Source organism: Burkholderia sp. BCC1977 (assembly GCF_905339595.1).
Classification (GTDB): domain Bacteria; phylum Pseudomonadota; class Gammaproteobacteria; order Burkholderiales; family Burkholderiaceae; genus Burkholderia.
In genome coordinates this window covers 1-19041 of record NZ_CAJPGQ010000071.1, presented here as the reverse complement: position 1 = coordinate 19041, position 19041 = coordinate 1, and the positions used below count along the sequence as shown (strand labels likewise).

The following is a 19041-nucleotide window of genomic DNA, read 5'->3' as shown; positions in this document are numbered from 1 at the left end:
TCACTGCGTGCGGGTCAGCGCGCGGCCGCCATCATGAGCCTGATCCGCTCGGCACAACTGAACGGGCTCGAGCCTCTCGCCTATCTGAAGGACGTGCTGACGCGCTTGCCGACCCACAAGGCCAACGACATCGACGAGCTGCTGCCGCATCGCTGGCGGCCTCTCTCGACCACCGCCTAAACTCGCTCGTCAAGACGGGTTCGCTGGCCGCTTACCGGCATGGCGCGCCTCGCTCGATGCGCCGAACAGTTCGTGCTTGTAGGCCCGCAGCTTCTCTTCGGCCAGATCGCGCTGGGCCGTCACGAGTCGAAGCTCACCGCGCAGCGCATCGCGTTCGGCGCTCGCGGCAATCAGCGCTTCGTACTCCTCCGCGCTCAACATGACGGGGCTATTCGGCATGGCCGATTAGACCATGCCACCTGCGTGGTGTTCAGCTCATCCGCGCGTAATATCGCTGGGGATGCTTCTGGATCACGGTCAGGTCGATTCCGTCGAGCAGCCAGTGCAACTGCTCGGCATTGAGCGTGATCGTGTCGCTTCCGTTCGGCCAGATGAAGCGATCGGCTTCGAGTCGCTTGAGCAGCAACCAGAAGCCGTTGGTAAGCGCTCGATATGTACCGTCTGTTCATGAGGGTGCGACACAGGCAATCTGATTCCCATCAGATGTAATGGGAATCAGATTGATGAAATCAGTGGTCCATGGAAGACAACCGGGTTCGAGGAATTACACGAAGGAATTTCGGCAAGCGGTGGCTGCCGAAGCGAACGATCCGAATCGCTCAATCGCCGAGGTGGCCCGCGCACATGGCCTGAACGCCAATATGGTCGCACAGTGGCGGAGAGGCTTACTGGAAGCGCAACGTGTCACGTCGGTAGCAGAGGTCGCGTTGCTGCCTGTTGACGTGGTCGATCTGCCCGCAAAAGACGTCCCGGACGACGCTCTGCCGCAAACCCTGGATGTGTCGTCGAGCCCAGCGAGCCCGACGATGCCGTTGAGCTGCGAGATCGAGATTGAGATCGGCAAACGGCGTGTCAGCATCCGCGGCGTGTCGCAGGAGTTCGCCGAACAGTTTCTGCGAGACTGCCTGAAGTGATCCCGCCGAACACGCGAATTTGGATCGCGGCGGGTGTCACGGACATGCGTTCCGGCTTCAACTCGTTGGCAGCGAAAGTACAGACGGTGCTGGAGAAGGATCCGTTCTCTGGGCACGTGTTCGTGTTCCGCGGCAAGCGCGGCGACTTGCTGAAGTGCTTGTGGTGGTGCGACGGAGGTCTTTGCCTGCTCTCGAAGCGTCTTGAGAAGGGGCGTTTCGCGTGGCCGCGTGCTGATGCCGGCGTGGTCGCGCTGACAACCGCCCAACTGTCGCTCTTACTCGAGGGCTTCGATTGGCGACAGCCGGTGGAAGCCGCGCGCCCACGCAGCGCCTTGTAAACCATTGTTAACCGATGACGCCGTGACTACGGGCAGTCGTAAACTGCCCCCATGGAATCGACCTCGAGCACACTCCCGGACAACATCGACACTCTGAAGGCGTTACTGCTTGAGCGCGACGCTCAAGTTGCCGAGTTGCGACAGCAGCTCTCGTCGCGGGCGCTCGAGATTGAGCACCTGAAGCTCACGATCGCAAAACTGCGCCGCATGCAGTTCGGCCGGAAATCGGAGAAGTTGGATCGCCAGATCGAGCAGCTCGAATTGCGGCTGGAGGATCTGCAAGCCGACGAAGGCGCCGCCGATGTGGCGGCCGCTCACGAAACGAAACGGCCGCGTCGCGAAGGTGCGAGCCGCAAGCCGCTGCCCGATCACCTTGAGCGCGAAGAGCGGATCCACTTGCCCGCTGACGATGACTGCCCCGATTGCGGTGGGCGGCTCAAGCCGCTGGGCGAGGACGTCGCTGAGCAACTCGAATACGTGCGGGCGCACTTCCGCGTGATCCGTCACCGCCGTCCGAAACTGGCCTGCACGTGCTGCGATCGCATCTTGCAAGCGCCGGCACCGAGTCGGCCGGTCGATCGCGGCATCCCGGGCCCGGCGCTGCTCGCGCACATTGCCGTGTCGAAGTTCGCTTACCACATCCCGCTGCACCGCCAGGCAGTCATGTATGCGCGCGACGGCGTCGAGATCGATCCCGGCGCAATGGGTTACTGGATGGGCAGCATCGTGGGTTTGCTTGCGCCGTTGGTCGACGCGGTGCGCCGCTACGCGCTGATCGGCAATAAGGTCCACGCGGATGACACGCCGCTGCCGGTGCTGGCGCCCGGTAATGGCCGCACAAAGACCGGCCGTCTCTGGGTTTACGTGCGCGACGATCGATCGAGTGGCTCCGACGAGCCGCCAGCGGTCTGGTTCGCCTATACACCTGATCGCCGTGGCGAACATCCGCAGCGGCATCTTGCTCACTTCGCCGGCGTGCTGCAGGCCGACGCGTTCGCTGGCTATGCCGAGTTGTATCGCGGTGGTGTCATCCAGGAAGCTGCCTGTATGGCGCACGCGCGCAGGAAGATCCACGACCTGCACGCCGTACGTCCCAACGCGGTGACTGAAGAAGCATTGCGCCGGATCGGCGCGCTCTACAAGCTCGAAGAGCAGATCCGCGGCAAACCACCGGACGAACGCCGACGTGTGCGTCAAGCGCAAGCCGTACCGCTACTCGACGACATGAGACGCTGGTTCGAAGCGACGCTCGCCACGCTCTCGGCGAAATCCGATACAACCAAGGCGATTCAGTACGTACTGAACCGCTGGCCGGCGCTCGTCTTCTACTGTAGCGATGGGCATGCGGAAATCGACAACCTGATCGCCGAGCGCGCGCTGCGCGGAGTCGCTCTCGGACGGCGAAACTATTTGTTTGCCGGCGCCGACTCTGGTGGCGAACGTGCCGCCGCGATGTATAGTTTGATCGGCACGGCACGCCTGAACGGCCTCGATCCCGAGGCATATCTCTCCTACGTGCTCGAACACATCGCTGATCATCCGGTCAACTGCATCGATGAGCTGATGCCGTGGAATGTGGCACCCTCGCTGCCGTTGACCGCTCGCGTCGAACCGATCCGATAGCATCTCACGTCCCGCGCGAGCAAGCTGTACTACGATACTGACCGCGCGCATACACCGAGAGCAGCCACTGCGCTCCACGAAATGGGCCTCCGTATGAATTTGCTTAGAACGCTGATAGTGGGGAATTCGGGTTCGGGAAAGAGCTGGCTTGCCGAACGAATTGCAAATCACATGGGATCACCCTGTATAGATTTGGATTCGATTCATTGGCTTCCAGGCGGGTACAACATTGCTCGCGAGCGCAACGAGGCCGTACAGCTGCTGCGAGATGCCGCGAAAGCTGAGCGCTGGGTGATTGAAGGAATTTACGGCTCGCTCGTCAATGAGATCCGTACCGACTCTACGGCACTGATCTGGCTGTGTCTCGACGAAGCGGAATGCATTGAGAACATTCGCCGGCGCGGTATCCGTCGTGAAGGAGACGCGGCTTCATTCGCAGCATTGTTGGATTGGGCTTCGACGTATCGAAGCCGCCAAGGACCGAGTTCATACATTGGCCACCAGAGACTGTTTGACGACTACGGAGCAGATAAGCGGGTTCTTCGATCACGCGATGCTGTAATGGCCTTCTTGGATCGTCGGGAAACATAGCGTGTCGTCGTGGCTCAGCTGTGCGCAGACGGCGCCTATATCGACACGGCAGTGTCAATACGGCGTTCGTTAGACGCTTACTCTGCAATCCTCCGTCTTGCTCGTTCATGCACACCTGTGCACGCTCATTGAACATGGACACGTAGCCTCGGTGAATCAGCCTCGCCGTGCAATGGCGTCCTTCAACGAGCGCTTACGGTTGCTGGCGAACAGTGCTTCGACACCGCCCTCGGCCAAGGCGTTCTGATAGCGATAGAACGTATCGCGCGACAGGCCCATCACCTTGCAGGCTTTCGACACGTTGCCCAGCTCGGTGGCCAGATGCAGCAGCCCGATCTTGTGGCGGATGACGTTTTGGTTGAGACTACTCACGGGGTTACTCCTTGGCGCTTGCGCGCTGTTTTGATGAAGATTCGCACCTCTATCAAAACGGGTAACCCCGCCTCTTGGCAAGGCCTTACTGTCAGATCAAGTCTGAACTTCTACATCTGACAAAAAAATCGGGCGACTCTGCCCGATTTTTACCAATGCTCGAGATCAAACCTCCGGAAACCAGCCGTATTCCTGCTCGTACGCTCGCGCCAGTCTCAGCAGGTTCGCATCCCGGAAATGCTTCCCAATCAACATGACCCCTTGCGGCATCCCCTCGACCTGCGCGGCCGGGATGCTTATCGCCGGGTGTCCGGTGACGTCGGCAGTAGGCGTGTTGGGGAGCGTACTCCAACCCCGACGCACCCTCTCCGCCAGATCGCCTTCGGACGTATGCACACGTGCCGGCATCGGCGTAGTCGGCAAAATCAATGCATCCAAACCGTCAAGGCCACGGTCATACGCCATCCGGAGCCATGGACGAAGATTTTGCGCTCTGGCGTAGAGTGCTCCGTTGTACCGGTTCCTGAGCATCTCACCAGCCAAAAGGACCGTCTTTAGCGTTGCCGGCATTCTGGCTGCGCCATTCCGAAACGCATTTCCGAGCGCTTGAGCAAGATCGGGCGTGTACGTACCGTTCCAACCGTAACCATTTCCTCCGGACTCAAATGCATGAAGCTGTGCTTCGCAATAGAAGGCAAACGCAAACAGCCCGCCGTGCAAATGTTCTGGAATCGATACTTCGACGAGCTCGGCACCCAGGGCCTCGAAGCGTGTGGCCGTCTCACGAACGGCGCGCGCCACCTCGGGAATGACACCCACGGCAGTGCCAAATCCCTCTCTCAGCAACCCGATCCTCACGCCTTTCAGGTCCGATGATGCATTTTCAACTTCGTATGAGTATTGCTCTGGCCCGGGATTTCCAATCTGCCGCGGATCCGAAGGATCCGCGCCGGCGAGGACATCGAGCATGAGTGCCATGTCCGCAACGGTTCGCGTCAGAGGACCGACATGATCGATAGTGGGATCGACGCTCATCACCCCCGTATAAGGAATGAGCCCGTGCGTCGGTTTGAGTCCCAGCACGCCGCACCACGACGCCGGCATACGAATCGATCCCGCCTGATCTGCACCAAGCGTCATATCAACCCAGTCGTAGTACAGCGCGGCCGCACTTCCTCCGGACGATCCCGACGCAGATCGAGCCCGATCAACCGGATTGAGAATGGGACCATAGTCGCCAGTATCCGCGCTTCCGGACCACGCAAAGCCATCCATGTTCAACTTCGCAACCAGCTCCGCGCCTTCGTCGAGAAGGCGGTCCACCACAACAGCATCTTGTGCGGGAATGTAGTCTTCAAGGAGCCTGGATGCGGCAGTCATCGGGACACCGGCAACTGCAATGGTGTCTTTCAGGCCAATCCTCCGCCCGGAGAGTTTCCCACGCGCCCCCTCCCGCTTGATGGAAATCCGCCTGATGACCGCATTCAGAGGATCTTCCTCGAAGGTAGGCACATGCCCCGGATCACGAACAGCCGGGCTAACTACCGCCGGGCGTTGAGGCAGTTTCTCGAAATCCGCGACTGCAGACTGCACATCGCCGAGTAGCGACTGGTAGCAAGCAAGATCGGCCTCGCTGATATCCAACCCGAGACGGGTGGAGAGTGCCGAGATAGTCTCAAGATCGATTTCGCTCATACTGTATCAATGAATGGTCAGCCCAAGGTTGCTCGAACGCGCTGAATTATTCATCGCGAAAGAGCGGCGCGAAAATCTCTGGTCGATCATAGTGACCAGCAAAATCAATGATCATCTTCGGTGCGATGAGCTCCTCGAGATTGAGGTCGGCAAACAGCAGTTCTTCGGCGCTTCCTGAACCGTCGACAATCACTCGCCCCATGTGATCGATGATTACCGCTCCCTTCTTCAGCTCGCGCTGTTCGAGAAGAAAATTTCTGCTGTCGTCGTCGGGTGCTACCGCTTCGATGTACGCCTCCGGAATTCTCGAGACCGCATTGACGACAAAGCATTTCAGCGAGTAAGCAAGACCGGCTGTCGTCGTGACAATCGAATGATGCATCGGGAAATATGGCGCAAAGTACGTCGGCCACGAAGCGACATGGACAACGGGATACGAGCGGCCCGCAGCATACTGCGCCAACGGATACATATTCTCCGCGCAGATCAGCCCCGAGACACTGCCGAAGTCTGTTTTGAACGCGTTGTAGTATCCCGTCTTGCCTTGCATGTGCACTTGCCGCTCTCCCGACGTCGGCACGTACTTTTGATGCTTGCCGACGATCTCGCCGTCTCGAGTGATATGCACCTGCGTGTTGAACATCGTGCCTGTAGTATCAACCAGTCTCTCGTTGACACCGACGACTGCGTTGATGTTCGCCTTCTTGCACGCACTTGCGATCGCGTTGATGTGCTTACCAGGAATCTCGACAGAATTCATGAAGAGCCTCTTGTCAAGATTTCTAGCACGAGGAGACTCACCCAGAGTTTCGTACCAGTTCGGAAACGTAGGGATAAATGCTTCAGGAAATGCAATCAGGTCAGCGCCATTTGCACCTGCTTGCTCAATCAGCCGACATGCCTTCTCCGTAGTAGCATCCAAATCCAGAAAAACAGATTCTGCCTGCACTGCAGCGACCCGCACGGTGCGGAACTTTTCGGCGGCGTTAGTGTGCTCCATGATTCTCTCTTAAGATTGATACTTCAATTACTCGCCGAAGCGTAAAGTTCAAGTGAAGTTCGCTGACTCATCCGACATCGTCATCTATGCTTCATTCGAAACTGGTACTCCTGCTGCAAATACAGGCAGCTTGAGAACTACTGACTCACGCTTCGAGATTGGGTTTGCAAGCCTTCAAACGGTTGATCCTTGTTTTCGGCCGCCTGGAACCGCGCCCCTTCTCCCCTGCTCGCAGAGACTGGCGGGGCGGATGCTTCCATCGATCGGCTGCGTGCCCTCGGCGTCTCCTGCCGGACCAGGCCAATTACGTCGTGACGATCGTAGATCCCCTTCATGTTTGCAACGGACTTCACGAGCGGAATTTCGCCAAGATCGACCTCGGCATAAAGAATCTCCTCCTTGTTGTAGATTGGACCTGCGACGACGGCACCACCAGGATTGACGATGCAGCTACCACCGTAGGTATGATCGAAAACATTGTTGGAATAGAAATTCTTCGGTCGCTCGTCTTCCGGCAAGTACGCGCCAGCAAGAATTGACCAGCTTTGACCCGCAATGCTGTGATTGCGCGTGCAGATCTCTGCAACTACCTTCAGGGAGTATCCCTTGGGATCCGGCGAATCGTAGTGACCCGGCCACAAGGCAACGTGAATCTGCTCACCTTCGTTGATGAGGTTTTGCTGCAGAAGATGCTGGTAGTGCTCGCCACAAATCAGACCGCCCACGCGCCCAAAATCGGTATCGTACGTTCGGATGTTGTCGCCGGGTTCGTTGATCGTCACGTCCGACTGGACATGGTAGTACTGTTCGTGGACCGTAATCACGAGCTTGCGATGGGTTCCCATGATTCGGCCGTCCGCTCCGATCCAGAGGATCGTGTTGTACATGCGGCCTTCGTCGTAAGCATCGCGCTCGTTGATACCCATTGCGACCACAATTCCGGCGTCTTGTGCAGCCTTGCAAAGCGCAGCCGTCTCCGGGCCCGGCACGGTCGGCGAGTGGTATAGATACTCGCGCCAGATCTTTGCAAACTCGTCACCGTGTGCAAAATCTACCGACCAGTAGGGATAGCCAGGGAGAAATAATTCGGGAAATACAATAAGTTTCGCGCCTTTTTTACCGGCCTCCGCGATGGCCTTAACTGCCTTGTTGAGCGTCGCAGCGGAGTCAAAGTACTTCGGTTTGTCGCAGTAAACCGGGCCGAGTTGTGCCGCTGCGACGAGAAAGGGGGAACGCTGTTGGAACATACTCCCTCCAAGGAGTTAGCAAGTAATGCTGAACACCATAAACCGGATGTTCATCAACAAATCAAAGGGCACGAATCTGGACGAATTAGCTATGCATGCACTAAAAAAGTGATGCGCCTTCGCCCACCTCAACCATTCAATCCCTCTCGGGGCGCCGCCATCTTCTGACTCACGCGGCCACTCTTAGAGTGTACACATAGTAACTGGTCAAAAAAGTCTCAAATACGAGGGTTTACGTCATGCCTTCGATCGTCGCGCCGTGTAGGCATAAGTGTCGCATCGATCCATGCACCAATGCATCGCGACGCCCGATGCCATGGACCAGTACTCACCCTCCCAGATGCGGTCTTCCCTGGTTTCGTCAACACACCGATGAGGTGTTGCACAGCCCATACCGGACCACCCCGAAGCGTCACTCGCATCTCCAATGCCAGCACATGTAGACGAGACTCCCCTGATCAGGAATCACCTTGGCATCCGACGGCACCAACGAGTCAAAAGCGTCCGCATTCGGGTGCCCGACGGATCACCCCTTGAATTAGTACCTGTCCGGCGAAACTGCCCGCAAAGTCGTGCGGCTCGTTGCAACAGCACAGTCATCGGGGCTCATGAGTACGCCCGCTCCTCGAAGCGCGGCACGAATCACCTCAGGCGTGAAAGGCGGCGCGTAGCAGCGGATACCAGCCGCGTCAAATATTGCGTTTGCGATAGCTGACGGCCCCGGAACCGATGCTGACTCCCCCGCCCCTAGCGGCTCCTCCCCTTGACGAGGCATCAGCAGTACATCGATCGCCGGCACCTCCGGGAACGTCAAAATGGGGTAGCTACTCCATTCTCGACTGGATACGACTCCATCCACAAACCGGACTCGCTCCTTCAATGTCCGACTGATTATCTGAATAACGTTTCCGTGAATCTGATGACGGACGCCGTCCGGGTTGATCATCGTCCCAGCATCATGGGCCACCACAACGCGCTTTAGATTCACGGCTCCGGTGAGCCGGTCGACCACGAGTTCAACCACCCACGCGGCCCAAGCTGCCCCAAAGCCAGGGAATGTTCCATGGACATATCGCGCGTAAGCGATGCCTCTGCCATGCAAGAATCGTTGCGAAAGATCCACTCGTCCAGGTTTCCAAATCCCCTTTCTCTTCCATCCAACACGCGCCGCCAATGCATCAAGAAGTTCTCTCGCCCGCGCATCTTCCAAGTATTTCAATCGGAATTCCAACGGGTCCTGACCAGCAACGGACGCGAGTTCGTCCATGAAACAATCGTGGGCAAACGAGTTCGGTAGAGCAGATACGCCCCTAAGCCACGCTGCACGCACAAGCGGAGCCACATCATCACAGTAGAACCTGCGGCTGGCACTTCGATACGGATTCACTGCCGTACGATCGCCCATCGGTACCACTTTTGCTACGGAACTTGCCGTGCCAGTGAGGAGCGCCGCCATGAGCGGCGCATCGTTCGATGGATAGCGAGTAGCAAAGTCATAAGCCAGAAACTCCCCGGCCTCGCTGATGGTGCCGGAAACCGATACTACCTGCCCGGCCCCTTTCGGCTCCCACGTATGCTCGTCCGCCCGAGACAGTTGAACTCTGACAGGCGCCGAAACCGCGCGCGAGAGGAGAAGTGCGTCTGCACAGACGTCGTCCGCGCAGTTGCGGCCATAGCACCCGGATGCCTCCATACGGACAATATCGATATCCGCCTCATCTCGATCGACAAGCCGGGAAAGATCCAGGCGGAGATTGACAGGATTTTGGGTACCCGACCATACAGTGATACGTCCGTCCCCTTTTGCACGATAGTCAGCAATTCCGCACGACGGGCCGATAGACGCATGCATCTGATACGGCCAGTAGAACGTTCGCACAATGGTCGTTGCGCCATGCTCTTTCGCAGCCTGCTCAACGTCGCCCTCTTCCAGAAGCAGTCTCCGCTGAGCCGGTGCCGCCGCGATTGCGTCACCGGGATCGCTCATATCCGGGAGCGGCGGCAAGCGCCGCCACTTCACCTTGAGCGTCTTCGCTGCCAGGATTGCGTTCTCTTCCCTTTCAGCGACCACGCCAATGAAGTCGCCTTGGACAACCACGCCAACCAGACCCGACACCTTTGCGACAGAGGTTCGGTCTACCGACTCGAGGAGTTTCCCGACAAATACCCCGCTATCCAATCCCGCGTAAGGGGGACGAATTACCCGCCCATGCAACATCCCGGGTACACGCATGTCATGAACAAACGTCAGTTCCCCGGTCGCTTTGCCGACGATGTCGACCCGGCGAAACGAACTCCCGACAATTTTCCATGCGGATGGAGATTTAACGGGTGTCTCGAGGTCCAACTCTAGGTGAACTCGACGGCCCCTGAGCAGATCGCCGAAGCTGATCCTCCTCGGGTCGGATCCGTCGGCGAAGAATACTTCCCCGTTCTCGATGGTAAGACGTGACCGATTCGCACTCCAATACTCTGCCGCCAGTTGCAACAGCGCTTGACGAGCCTGGGCCGATGCCTTTCTTAGTGGCACCGCGGACACCTGAATCGTGGAGCTGGCAATCGTTGGTCCCTGATCCGGCGTAACGGCAGTATGACCCAACTGCATATCGATCAACGCCGCCGGCAGATCGAGTTCTTCTGCAACGATTTGCGCCAGCGAGGTTCGAACGCCAGTGCCGAGATCGACGTGTCCGTTGAAGGCAGCGACCTTGCCGCCATCGAATATGGCAACGAATACTTCCGGCACATCAGGGACATATGTCGACTGATTAAATGCGGGATGCCCGTCCTTCACCGGCGATTGAGGCCTCCGGATGATTGCAAGACAATCATCACACAACAGCAGGTCTGCGCGGTTCACACCGTCCTCCTCGCAACAGGACCGTTGCAGTGCACTTCACACTTCATTGCCAAGGCGACAAGCCCCGCCGAGAAAGCATGCCTGAAAATCAGCGCCCCTCGACGAGTTTACGCACGAGAAACTCAAATGCGAAGCGCTCCGCAGGATTCAGCGCCTCAAGAGTTTCCTCGATTATTTGATCCATGACGGGAAGCATCGCTTCGACGTAAGATCGCCCTTCCGCATTAAGAGAGACGATCACCCGACGCTTATCCCGGGCATCACTACCCAACTCCACGAGCCCGTGAGACTGCAACCGGTCCACCACGCCACGCGTGGTCGCTGGATCCATCGCGCCGGCGGTACCGATCTCCGTTAGCGACAGAGCCCCCTCGTCAAATAGTATGCCAAGTGTTGCTGTTTGCACCGACGTAATCTTCCCGTCGATTGCCTTCGCCTGCCAGATAGCTTGATTGCGTTGATACAACCTTCGAAGGAGTGAACCCAGTCGCGCTCGATGTTTCACATTTCCTTCCGAAACCTCGATAGCCTGCCGCAAATACGAAACTTTTCCTATCATGGCGCTCTAAGATCGTATGGTACAAGTGGGGATGAACGTCTTTCCGGCGCCCGTGGAAACACGGCCCTTCTGGCTCGCTCATCTTCCGATCTGTCTTAATCATCGTTGTTTTGGTCGCCCCGCGCGGCAGCCCCCGTCTCCAGCAGACTCTTGGCCTCTTCGATCCTCAACCCCGGCGGCGTGCTCACGTTATTTTTCTCGGCTATTACCTCCGCCAAGATGGAGATCGCAATCTCCGGGGGCGTCCGGCTCCCTATATAGAGTCCAATCGGGCCTCGCAGCCGTGCGATCTCTTCATCGCTAAGCGCAAACTCTCTCAATCGCAGCCGTCGCCTCGAATTGTTCGACCGGGACCCGATAGCGCCGACATAAAATGCATCCGATTTCAACGCCTCAATCAATGCAAGGTCGTCCAGCTTCGGGTCATGCGTCAACGCAATCACAGCGCACCTTCGATCCATCCTCATCTCTACCACTGCATCGTCAGGCATTGACCGCACGATCCGAACACCCGGCTCCGACCAATCTTCATACTCGAGCCGGGGATCGCAGACGGTCACCTGATATCCCAGACCAACGGATATCACGCTCAAATAACGCGATAGCTGCCCCGCACCGATCACAAGCATTCGATATCGTGGGCCATGGATTGCCGTGAATTCTCCTGCAGCTATCGCGACACCATCGGTCAAGCTCGCGGTATCGAGTGAAGTCGAACCCGACGCGAGACACACCGTTCTCTTGACCAGTTCTCCATCACGGAGTCGCAAGCAGAGTTCGTCGATTCTGCTACGTGCGCCCAACGGTTCAAGCACGAGCTGCATCGTCCCGCCGCAAGGCAAGCCGAATCGGCGAGCCTCCTCGGCACTCACGCCATAAGTCACTACTTCAGGGGATTCGAGGTACAAAGAACCGTCGCGGATCTTCGCAATCAGATCATCCTCAATACACCCGCCCGAAACAGAGCCAACCGGACACCCGTCGCCGCGGATCGCCAGAAGCGCACCTTCTGGGCGAGGAGATGAACCCCACGTCTTGACAACTGTGATCAACAGAACTTCGGAGCCGTCCGCGAGCCACTTGTTCGCCGTCTCCAATACCTCAACGTCGACATTGTCCATTCGCAATCGATCCGCTCGAGCACCGCATTCTGAATGTCTAGATCCACCACCTGCAAACCAGCTTACGCAGGTCGCCCCTCACCGAGGAGGCGACCCGACAGAGAAGCACTCAAGCCGTCGCAGAAAGGTCGACGAGCGGAACTTCAAACGCGTTGTATCCAAAGCACCAGTCGGGATTCTCTTGCGTTTTCAGCCAAGTGTTGTCGTGGGACACCTGCTGCACCTTCGCTGTACGAGAGGACCGGTTTGCTTCATAGAGACGGAACGTCTGCTCATGATTGTCAAAACCTTGTTCCTGAAGCAACCGTGTCAGCATCGCGGCATCCTCGATCGCCATGGCGGCACCCTGCCCCATATGCGGCTTCATCGGATGACATGCATCACCGATGAGAACCAGTCGTCCACGGCTCCAGAGTGGCAGCGGGTCACGCTCGAACAGCGGCCACAGCGTCACTTCCTCGGTTCCCTCAATCAGCGCTTGCACCGTCGGATGCCACCCCTCGAACATCTGACGCATTTCATCCCGACTGCTCGGAATCCAGGGCTTCACAGGATCCCAGTTTTCACCACCAGGCACTCCGGTAACGTAATAGATCTCATTCTTCTCAGGCGTCACGTAATACACCATCATGTGGCGGTCCGGCCCCCACCATTTGCAGCACTCGTCAAACTTCAACCCACCACTTTGGACTGGCGTCTTGAACACTGCCCGGTGAGCGGCGTATCCGGTATGACGAGGCGACTCCGCGCCAAGCAGGGTCTCCCGGACGACTGAATTGATACCGTCGGCACCCACAACAAGATCAGCCTCTTCAGTCGATCCGTCCGAGAACGTCAATTTCACCACCTTGCCGGTGTCCTCGACCTTCTCCAGCTTCTTCCCGACCACAAGAACGTCACTCGGGACGGCTTTGACGAGTTGCTCATGGAAATCACCACGATGGACAGTCAGGTACGGAGCACCGTAACGCTCGACTGCGGTCTTTCCGAATGCATACTCGGCCATGATCTCGCCGGTTTTGTAGTTCCGGCTGTACCAACGTTCGGGCTGGGATCCCGTCGCAAGCAGCCGATCTTCGATGCCGACTCGACGCATGACGTGCATCAAGTTTGGGCCAAGATGGATGCCAGCCCCCAATCGGGAAAACACCTCGGTTTTCTCATACAACTTGACGTCGAAGCCGGCCTTTGCCATTAGCGTAGCGGCGGCACTTCCGCCAAGCCCTGCGCCAATGACAGCAATACGGGGAGTGCGAGACATGGGTCCTCCTTTGAAAAATAGTCAAACTATAGTGTGTACGTGCGATTTTTTGCAAGCGCGCCCATGCATCTCATGACCGAAGCCCACTGAATTGGCACCACACGCTCAACCAGATCGATATTAGGGCATCTCGAGCCGATATTTTAGAGTGCATACATACCTTCTGTGGGCGCATTGTACTCCGACAAACCTCCGGATGGCCGCGTCTTTCGGTAGGGAAAACACTAAGAGTGTGTACGCTTAATCATAACACCCATTACTTTGCATACACCCAAAGCAGGGACTTGCCGCACCGACACACCAATCTCGAATTCTCTGGGTCAGTCCCGCCGGTTCGCGCCCTTCAGCACCGCCATCGACATTTCATCCGACGATTCCGACCAGGGTCGATCCAGCACAAATACTATGTAGACACTTTTTTTGGCGACGTAGTATTCACGATGAGAGATGCGCATTCTTTCCCAAGCACCCGAAGGCGGCGTCACACACAATTCTCGAAGGACTGTTAGTCATGCAAAACTTAAATTCTCTGCAAGCATCACCGACAACCGCCTCGGACTTTGAGGCAACCACATACCGGAAGGTCGCGTGGCGACTGGTTCCGTTCCTTTGCCTGTGCTACCTCATGGCGTATCTGGATCGAATTAATGTCGGATTCGCCAAGTTGCAGATGTTGCACGACATCAATATGGACGAAGCGGCTTTCGGGCTCGGGGCGGGACTGTTCTTCATCGGCTACATCCTTTGCGAGGTACCCAGCAATGTCATGCTGGCAAAGGTCGGGGGGAAATTCTGGATCGCCCGCATCATGGTCACGTGGGGCATCCTTTCAGGCCTGACGATGTTCGTCACTCAGCCCTGGCAGTTTTACACTCTACGTATCCTGCTCGGGGCTGCCGAAGCAGGATTCCTCCCGGGAGTAGCGTATTTCCTCGCGTCCTGGTTTCCGTCTAATCGACGTGCCAGGATCATGAGCCTGTTCTTCCTGGGGTCAGCTTTGTCCGGCGTCATCGGGGCACCGGTTTCGGGGTGGATCATGACACATATGCACTCAACCTCGGGACTCTCCGGTTGGCAATGGCTGTTTCTTATCGAGGCAATCCCTACGGTCTTGCTCGGTGTATTCACCTTCTTCGTCTTGACCAACAAGCCCGAGGAAGCACAATGGCTGAACTCAGCCGAACGAGAGTTAATTGCATCCACCCTCGCTGCAGAAAATCAAACAGTTAGCGGCCACCGATTCATTGACGGCATCAAGGACATCAAAGTCTGGATCGTCGGTGGCATCGATTTCGCTATCCTCATCTGCGTCTACGCGATCAGCTTCTGGATGCCCACCTTCATCCGAAATGCCGGTGAGCACGACACTTACAATATCGGCCTCCTGTCGGCGATCCCGAGCATTGCAGCCGTGGCTCTGCTCCTAATCCTTGGATGGAGCTCCGATCGAAGCCGGGAACGGCGCTGGCACATCATTGTGCCGTTCCTCTTGGGGGCGGCCGCCATGGTAATGAGCACCTTCGTCACGGGCGTCGCTGCTACCGTTGCATTGCTTTCCATTGCGTACGGGCTCGTTTTTGGTGCAATCCCCGTTCTCTGGGCTGTCCCCAGTACCTTTCTTCGTGGACCAGCTGCGGCATCCGGATTCGCAGTGGCGTGCTCTGTCGCCAACGTGGCTGGCCTGATCAGCAACAGCCTGATCGGAACGATTCTCCAAATGACCGGCAGCGCAGCCACCGCCATCTGGGCTTTCTCGTTCATTCTAGTTTTGGGCGGCGGCCTCGCTTTCACACTACCAGCCAAACTGGTGAACCGCTAAAGCGCTCCGCGCTCTTTGCAGGATGGGTATAAGCAACTGTCGCGAAATCTGTGAGGTCGAAGCGAGTGGAAAATCCACGCCGGCCTCACTCCATTCGTCATGCAAGCTTGTCCCATCCGTCGCGACATCAGGCACCCTCACTACAACGTAGAGGCAAATTCATTCCTTACTTTCAGTAACACCTTGTGGTTTGTGACCGTGGTCTCCATCGGCAATCGCTGATCAACGATGCCAGAGGAGGTGCTGCGCACCTAGCGGAATACATGAGAATTAGAGACAGAAGCCTGTCAGTTTCGATAAAACATTAAATTAAATAATTTATTGATCGATAAACTTCGGGGATTTTCAATGAAACCAAGACTGGCCCTACTATCAGTCCGATTCCGCATATTCATACTGACGGGAGCTGCATTAGCCTGCATTGCACTGACAAGCGGGTTCGCACTCTCCCAAATGAAGCAAAAAGTTATCGAAGGAAGGAAGGAGAAACTACGCGAAGTTGTCGATCTTGGAATCGGAATCATTGATCATCAATACAAGCTCGAAAAATCTGGAATTGTTTCGGAAGACGCGGCCAAGAAGGCCGCGATTAACGAATTGACCTCACTCCCTTACAAAAAAAATCAAGCTTTTTTTGCGTTTGAGGGAAACGGGCTTTACATTCTCTCCCCGGAATATCCCGACGTCATCGGGAAAATATTCTGGGATAATCTCGCTCAAAAAATGCTGTCCGCAGCAACCCGAGGAGGGGATTACAGTTATTACGCATATCCGAAGGTAGGCGAAAGCGTTCCCAAAGAAAAAATCGTATATTCAGCGATGTTTTCCCCATGGGGATGGGTATTGAGTGCGCCAGTCTACATTGACGATGTGAACTCGGAGTTCTATCGAGTAGCCTACCAGGTAGGCATGATCTCGGCAGTCTTGCTTGCAGTTCTCATGCTAATAGGTTGGAGAATTTCACGCAGCATTATGCTCAGCCTTGGCGGCGAGCCTGCCAAGGCTGCAGAAATGGCCGAAATGCTGGCTCGCAACGATCTTACGGGAAAAATCGAATTGAATACCAATGATCAATCGAGTCTACTTTATCGTCTCGCTCAGACGACGACGAGTCTTAGCGCTACCGTCGGTAACATTCGGGCTTTTAGCGCATCCGTTGCAAGTGCAGCGACGCAAATTGCGGCAGGCAATCATGATCTTTCCGCCCGAACAGAACAGCAGGCTGCGTCGCTTGAGCAGACGGCTGCGAGCATGACGCAAATAACAGATACGGTGAAGCAGAACGCCGACAATGCTCGTCAGGCCAATGCGCTCGCCATACGCGCAACCGACGTCGCAATTGTAGGCAATGAGGCTGTGCAAGGCATGGTCCGCACCATCGAGAATATAAGCGACAGTTCGACCAGAATTTCGGAGATTACCGGCGTGATCGAGGGAATTGCCTTCCAGACAAACATTCTTGCACTGAACGCCGCGGTAGAGGCCGCGCGCGCCGGGGAGCAGGGCCGCGGCTTCGCTGTCGTAGCGAGCGAGGTACGCGGTCTAGCGAAGAGTTCCGCGGCAGCCGCGAAGGAAATCAAGGAACTGATCAGCTCTTCCGTAGCAGTGGTTCAGGACGGAGCCAGGCAAGCCGGTGAAGTCGGTGCAACGATTGGCGAAGTGCAGCAAGCAGTCAAGCGAGTCTCTGACATCATGGGCGAGATCACTGCAGCGTCCGAGGAACAAAGCCGAGGCATCGAGCAGATCAGCCAGGCAATCCTACAAATGGACGAAGTTACCCAGCAAAACGCAGCCCTCGTCGAGCAGGCAGCCGCAGCAGCCGAATCGCTTGACGAACAAGCCAAGAATCTGTCGGAGGCGGTATCGGTGTTCAGATTGGCCGGTGCGGAAACAGTTGTATCACATACGGCCAACCCGGAAAGCAGACTGCACGCCCCCTCTATCGAGACACACTCGACGCGACGGACGATCGCCATTTAGCCAAGATCATTATGGTTTGCACGCCATTTTAATGCATCCACGCACGAATAACTCCGATTTTTGGATAATGAATTTACAATAATTGCATCCATACATTTTGGTATACTAATTTACTAAAATAGACTTCTTTATCATTTGCATTCGCCATATATACATATTATTTCATAAAATTAACTTCACATCTCCACTTTGCGCGCTTATGCGCACTTTTTTTGAGAAAAAAATGACCGCCCCCGACAATCGCCCCGGAATTTCACAAACGATTGCAATGGCCATTACCTGCATCCTTACAACCGCTTTTAGCCCTACGGCCCGATCCCAATCCAGCATTACAGTCTATGGAATTATAGACACATACTCAACATTTATTCGCAGCGGAAGCAAAATGGCTTACGGAGTTGACAGCGGAGGTATGCAAGTCTCGCGCTGGGGAATACGCGGGAAGCAGGAACTAAGCGGCAGTAACACTCTGAACTTCGCATTGGAGAGCGGATACAACGCCAACTCCGGAACTCAATCCGTTCCAGGAAGCCTTTTCAATCGTCAGGCATACCTCGGTATCAGCAATCAATCTTGGGGAGAATTTCGACTTGGCCAGCAGAACAGCATTATGTTTAACCTTCTTGGAAATCTTGCAGCATTCTACGGCGGCTCCTATGCCGCGGGCATGGGAACAGAATCAGGGTATAACGTGAGAAACAGTAACGACATCATGTATTCAACACCGCGCTTTGCAGGTTGGCGTGGCGAGTTTCATTGGTCGCTAAGCAATGATGCGTCATCGTTTCTGCATGGCACTACCCGACAAGCCGCGATAGAGTATCAAAAATCGAGAACGTATTTTCTTGCTGCGTACCTCGAATCCCGGCCGTCATTGAACAGCCCGGCGACATATAGCAACATAGTAGACAGGCAACTCGCCATTGGCGGCAGCTACGACATCAACCCTTTCAAAATATATGCAGGATATTTTAGAAACAAGCAGTCTGATCGCAAAATCAACAAAGACCTTTATTCTGTAAGTGGCACATATTTCATCGGGCCGGCCGATGAGGTTGGGGTCGGATATACGTATATCTCCGTGGCGGCAGATGCCGCGAACACCGACGCCGCAACCTTTAGTGGTAAGGGTCATGCGAACCATTTTGGGATCATGTATCTACACTTGCTTTCAAAGCGCACCACCGTTTACATGTCATATGCCTATCTGATGAATTCGTCAGGGTTGCGATATGCCTTGGGAGCGGCACAGCCTCCGTCCGGAGCATTGCTCAACCGGCCGGATAGTGGTATCGCCACCCAGGGGCTGATGCTCGGTATCAGGCACCTGTTCTGAAGCCATTGTTTGGAAGCTACCCTCCAGCATGGCAGGGAAAAATTTGCATGCAGACTCTCCCCACCATCAATATTGCCTGTCAGGTCTGCAACCTCGTGACATGCAGAATCAAATATTGGCCGCTTGTGCGTCTGCCACCAAAAGA

The 19041-nt window shown here is 56.1% G+C and carries 16 protein-coding genes and 2 pseudogenes; 8 read left to right on the top strand and 10 right to left on the bottom strand.

Annotated features, from left to right (window positions below; all coding sequences use genetic code 11):
• Positions 1-180, top strand: a 180-nt coding sequence (locus tag U5771_RS33465) for a transposase domain-containing protein (RefSeq protein ID WP_322027904.1), incomplete at its 5' end; no start/stop codon positions are given.
• Positions 181-216: 36 nt separating this feature from the next.
• On the opposite strand, the pseudogene U5771_RS33460 reads toward U5771_RS33465, so the two are convergent.
• A pseudogene (locus U5771_RS33460) lies at positions 217-399 on the bottom strand (IS66 family transposase); the annotation flags it as partial.
• A 31-nt stretch (positions 400-430) separates the two neighbouring features.
• Entirely contained in the window at positions 431-586 is a 156-nt protein-coding gene (tnpB, locus tag U5771_RS33455) for an IS66 family insertion sequence element accessory protein TnpB (protein WP_415859464.1), read from the bottom strand.
• A 97-nt stretch (positions 587-683) separates the two neighbouring features.
• Between tnpB (U5771_RS33455) and tnpA the strand changes: the two genes are divergently transcribed.
• The 4 genes from tnpA to U5771_RS33435 all read left to right on the top strand — a co-directional run bounded on the left by tnpA (position 684) and on the right by U5771_RS33435 (position 3646).
• Positions 684-1094, top strand: a complete 411-nt coding sequence (gene tnpA / locus U5771_RS33450) for an IS66-like element accessory protein TnpA (RefSeq protein WP_322027903.1) — start codon at positions 684-686, stop codon at positions 1092-1094.
• Positions 1091-1432, top strand: coding sequence for an IS66 family insertion sequence element accessory protein TnpB (tnpB, locus tag U5771_RS33445; protein WP_415859463.1), 342 nt, complete (start codon positions 1091-1093; stop codon positions 1430-1432). The genes tnpA and tnpB (U5771_RS33445) overlap by 4 nt, the downstream gene beginning before the upstream one ends.
• Before the next feature lie 51 nt (positions 1433-1483).
• Positions 1484-3055, top strand: a complete 1572-nt coding sequence (gene tnpC, locus U5771_RS33440; protein WP_322027902.1) for an IS66 family transposase — start codon at positions 1484-1486, stop codon at positions 3053-3055.
• Positions 3056-3148: 93 nt separating this feature from the next.
• Positions 3149-3646: an adenylate kinase gene (locus U5771_RS33435; protein WP_322027901.1), complete on the top strand. Its 498-nt coding sequence runs from the start codon at positions 3149-3151 to the stop codon at positions 3644-3646.
• A 192-nt stretch (positions 3647-3838) separates the two neighbouring features.
• Here U5771_RS33435 and U5771_RS33430 read toward each other — a convergent pair.
• The 8 genes and pseudogenes from U5771_RS33430 to U5771_RS33395 all read right to left on the bottom strand — a co-directional run.
• Positions 3839-4018 (bottom strand): annotated as a pseudogene (locus U5771_RS33430) (helix-turn-helix domain-containing protein); the annotation flags it as partial.
• Positions 4019-4183: 165 nt separating this feature from the next.
• Positions 4184-5713: an amidase family protein gene (locus U5771_RS33425; RefSeq protein ID WP_322027900.1), complete on the bottom strand. Its 1530-nt coding sequence runs from the start codon at positions 5711-5713 to the stop codon at positions 4184-4186.
• A 46-nt stretch (positions 5714-5759) separates the two neighbouring features.
• Complete coding sequence (locus tag U5771_RS33420; protein ID WP_322027899.1) at positions 5760-6713, bottom strand: carbon-nitrogen hydrolase family protein; 954 nt, start codon at positions 6711-6713, stop codon at positions 5760-5762.
• 137 nt (positions 6714-6850) lie between these two features.
• Positions 6851-7960 (bottom strand): carbon-nitrogen hydrolase family protein, encoded by a 1110-nt coding sequence (locus U5771_RS33415; RefSeq protein ID WP_322027898.1) that lies wholly within the window; start codon positions 7958-7960, stop codon positions 6851-6853.
• A gap of 538 nt (positions 7961-8498) precedes the next feature.
• Positions 8499-10820 carry a xanthine dehydrogenase family protein molybdopterin-binding subunit gene (locus tag U5771_RS33410; RefSeq protein WP_322027897.1) on the bottom strand — a complete coding sequence of 774 codons (2322 nt, stop codon included), beginning with the start codon at positions 10818-10820 and terminating at the stop codon, positions 8499-8501.
• Between the two features lie 88 nt (positions 10821-10908).
• A complete protein-coding gene (locus U5771_RS33405) occupies positions 10909-11379 on the bottom strand; it encodes a MarR family winged helix-turn-helix transcriptional regulator (RefSeq protein ID WP_322027896.1) in 471 nt (156 codons plus the stop codon).
• Between the two features lie 95 nt (positions 11380-11474).
• Positions 11475-12500: an XdhC family protein gene (locus U5771_RS33400; RefSeq protein ID WP_322027895.1), complete on the bottom strand. Its 1026-nt coding sequence runs from the start codon at positions 12498-12500 to the stop codon at positions 11475-11477.
• 109 nt (positions 12501-12609) lie between these two features.
• Complete coding sequence (locus U5771_RS33395) at positions 12610-13761, bottom strand: FAD-dependent monooxygenase (RefSeq protein WP_322027894.1); 1152 nt, start codon at positions 13759-13761, stop codon at positions 12610-12612.
• A gap of 511 nt (positions 13762-14272) precedes the next feature.
• On the opposite strand from U5771_RS33395, the gene U5771_RS33390 reads away from it, so the two are divergent.
• From U5771_RS33390 to U5771_RS33380, 3 genes are all read left to right on the top strand, one after another.
• On the top strand, positions 14273-15580 hold the full coding sequence (locus U5771_RS33390; protein ID WP_322027893.1) for an MFS transporter: 1308 nt from the start codon (positions 14273-14275) through the stop codon (positions 15578-15580).
• A gap of 453 nt (positions 15581-16033) precedes the next feature.
• Positions 16034-17560, top strand: coding sequence for a methyl-accepting chemotaxis protein (locus tag U5771_RS33385; RefSeq protein WP_322027892.1), 1527 nt, complete (start codon positions 16034-16036; stop codon positions 17558-17560).
• A gap of 223 nt (positions 17561-17783) precedes the next feature.
• Positions 17784-18896 (top strand): porin, encoded by a 1113-nt coding sequence (locus U5771_RS33380; protein WP_322027891.1) that lies wholly within the window; start codon positions 17784-17786, stop codon positions 18894-18896.
• Positions 18897-19041 lie beyond the last annotated feature (145 nt).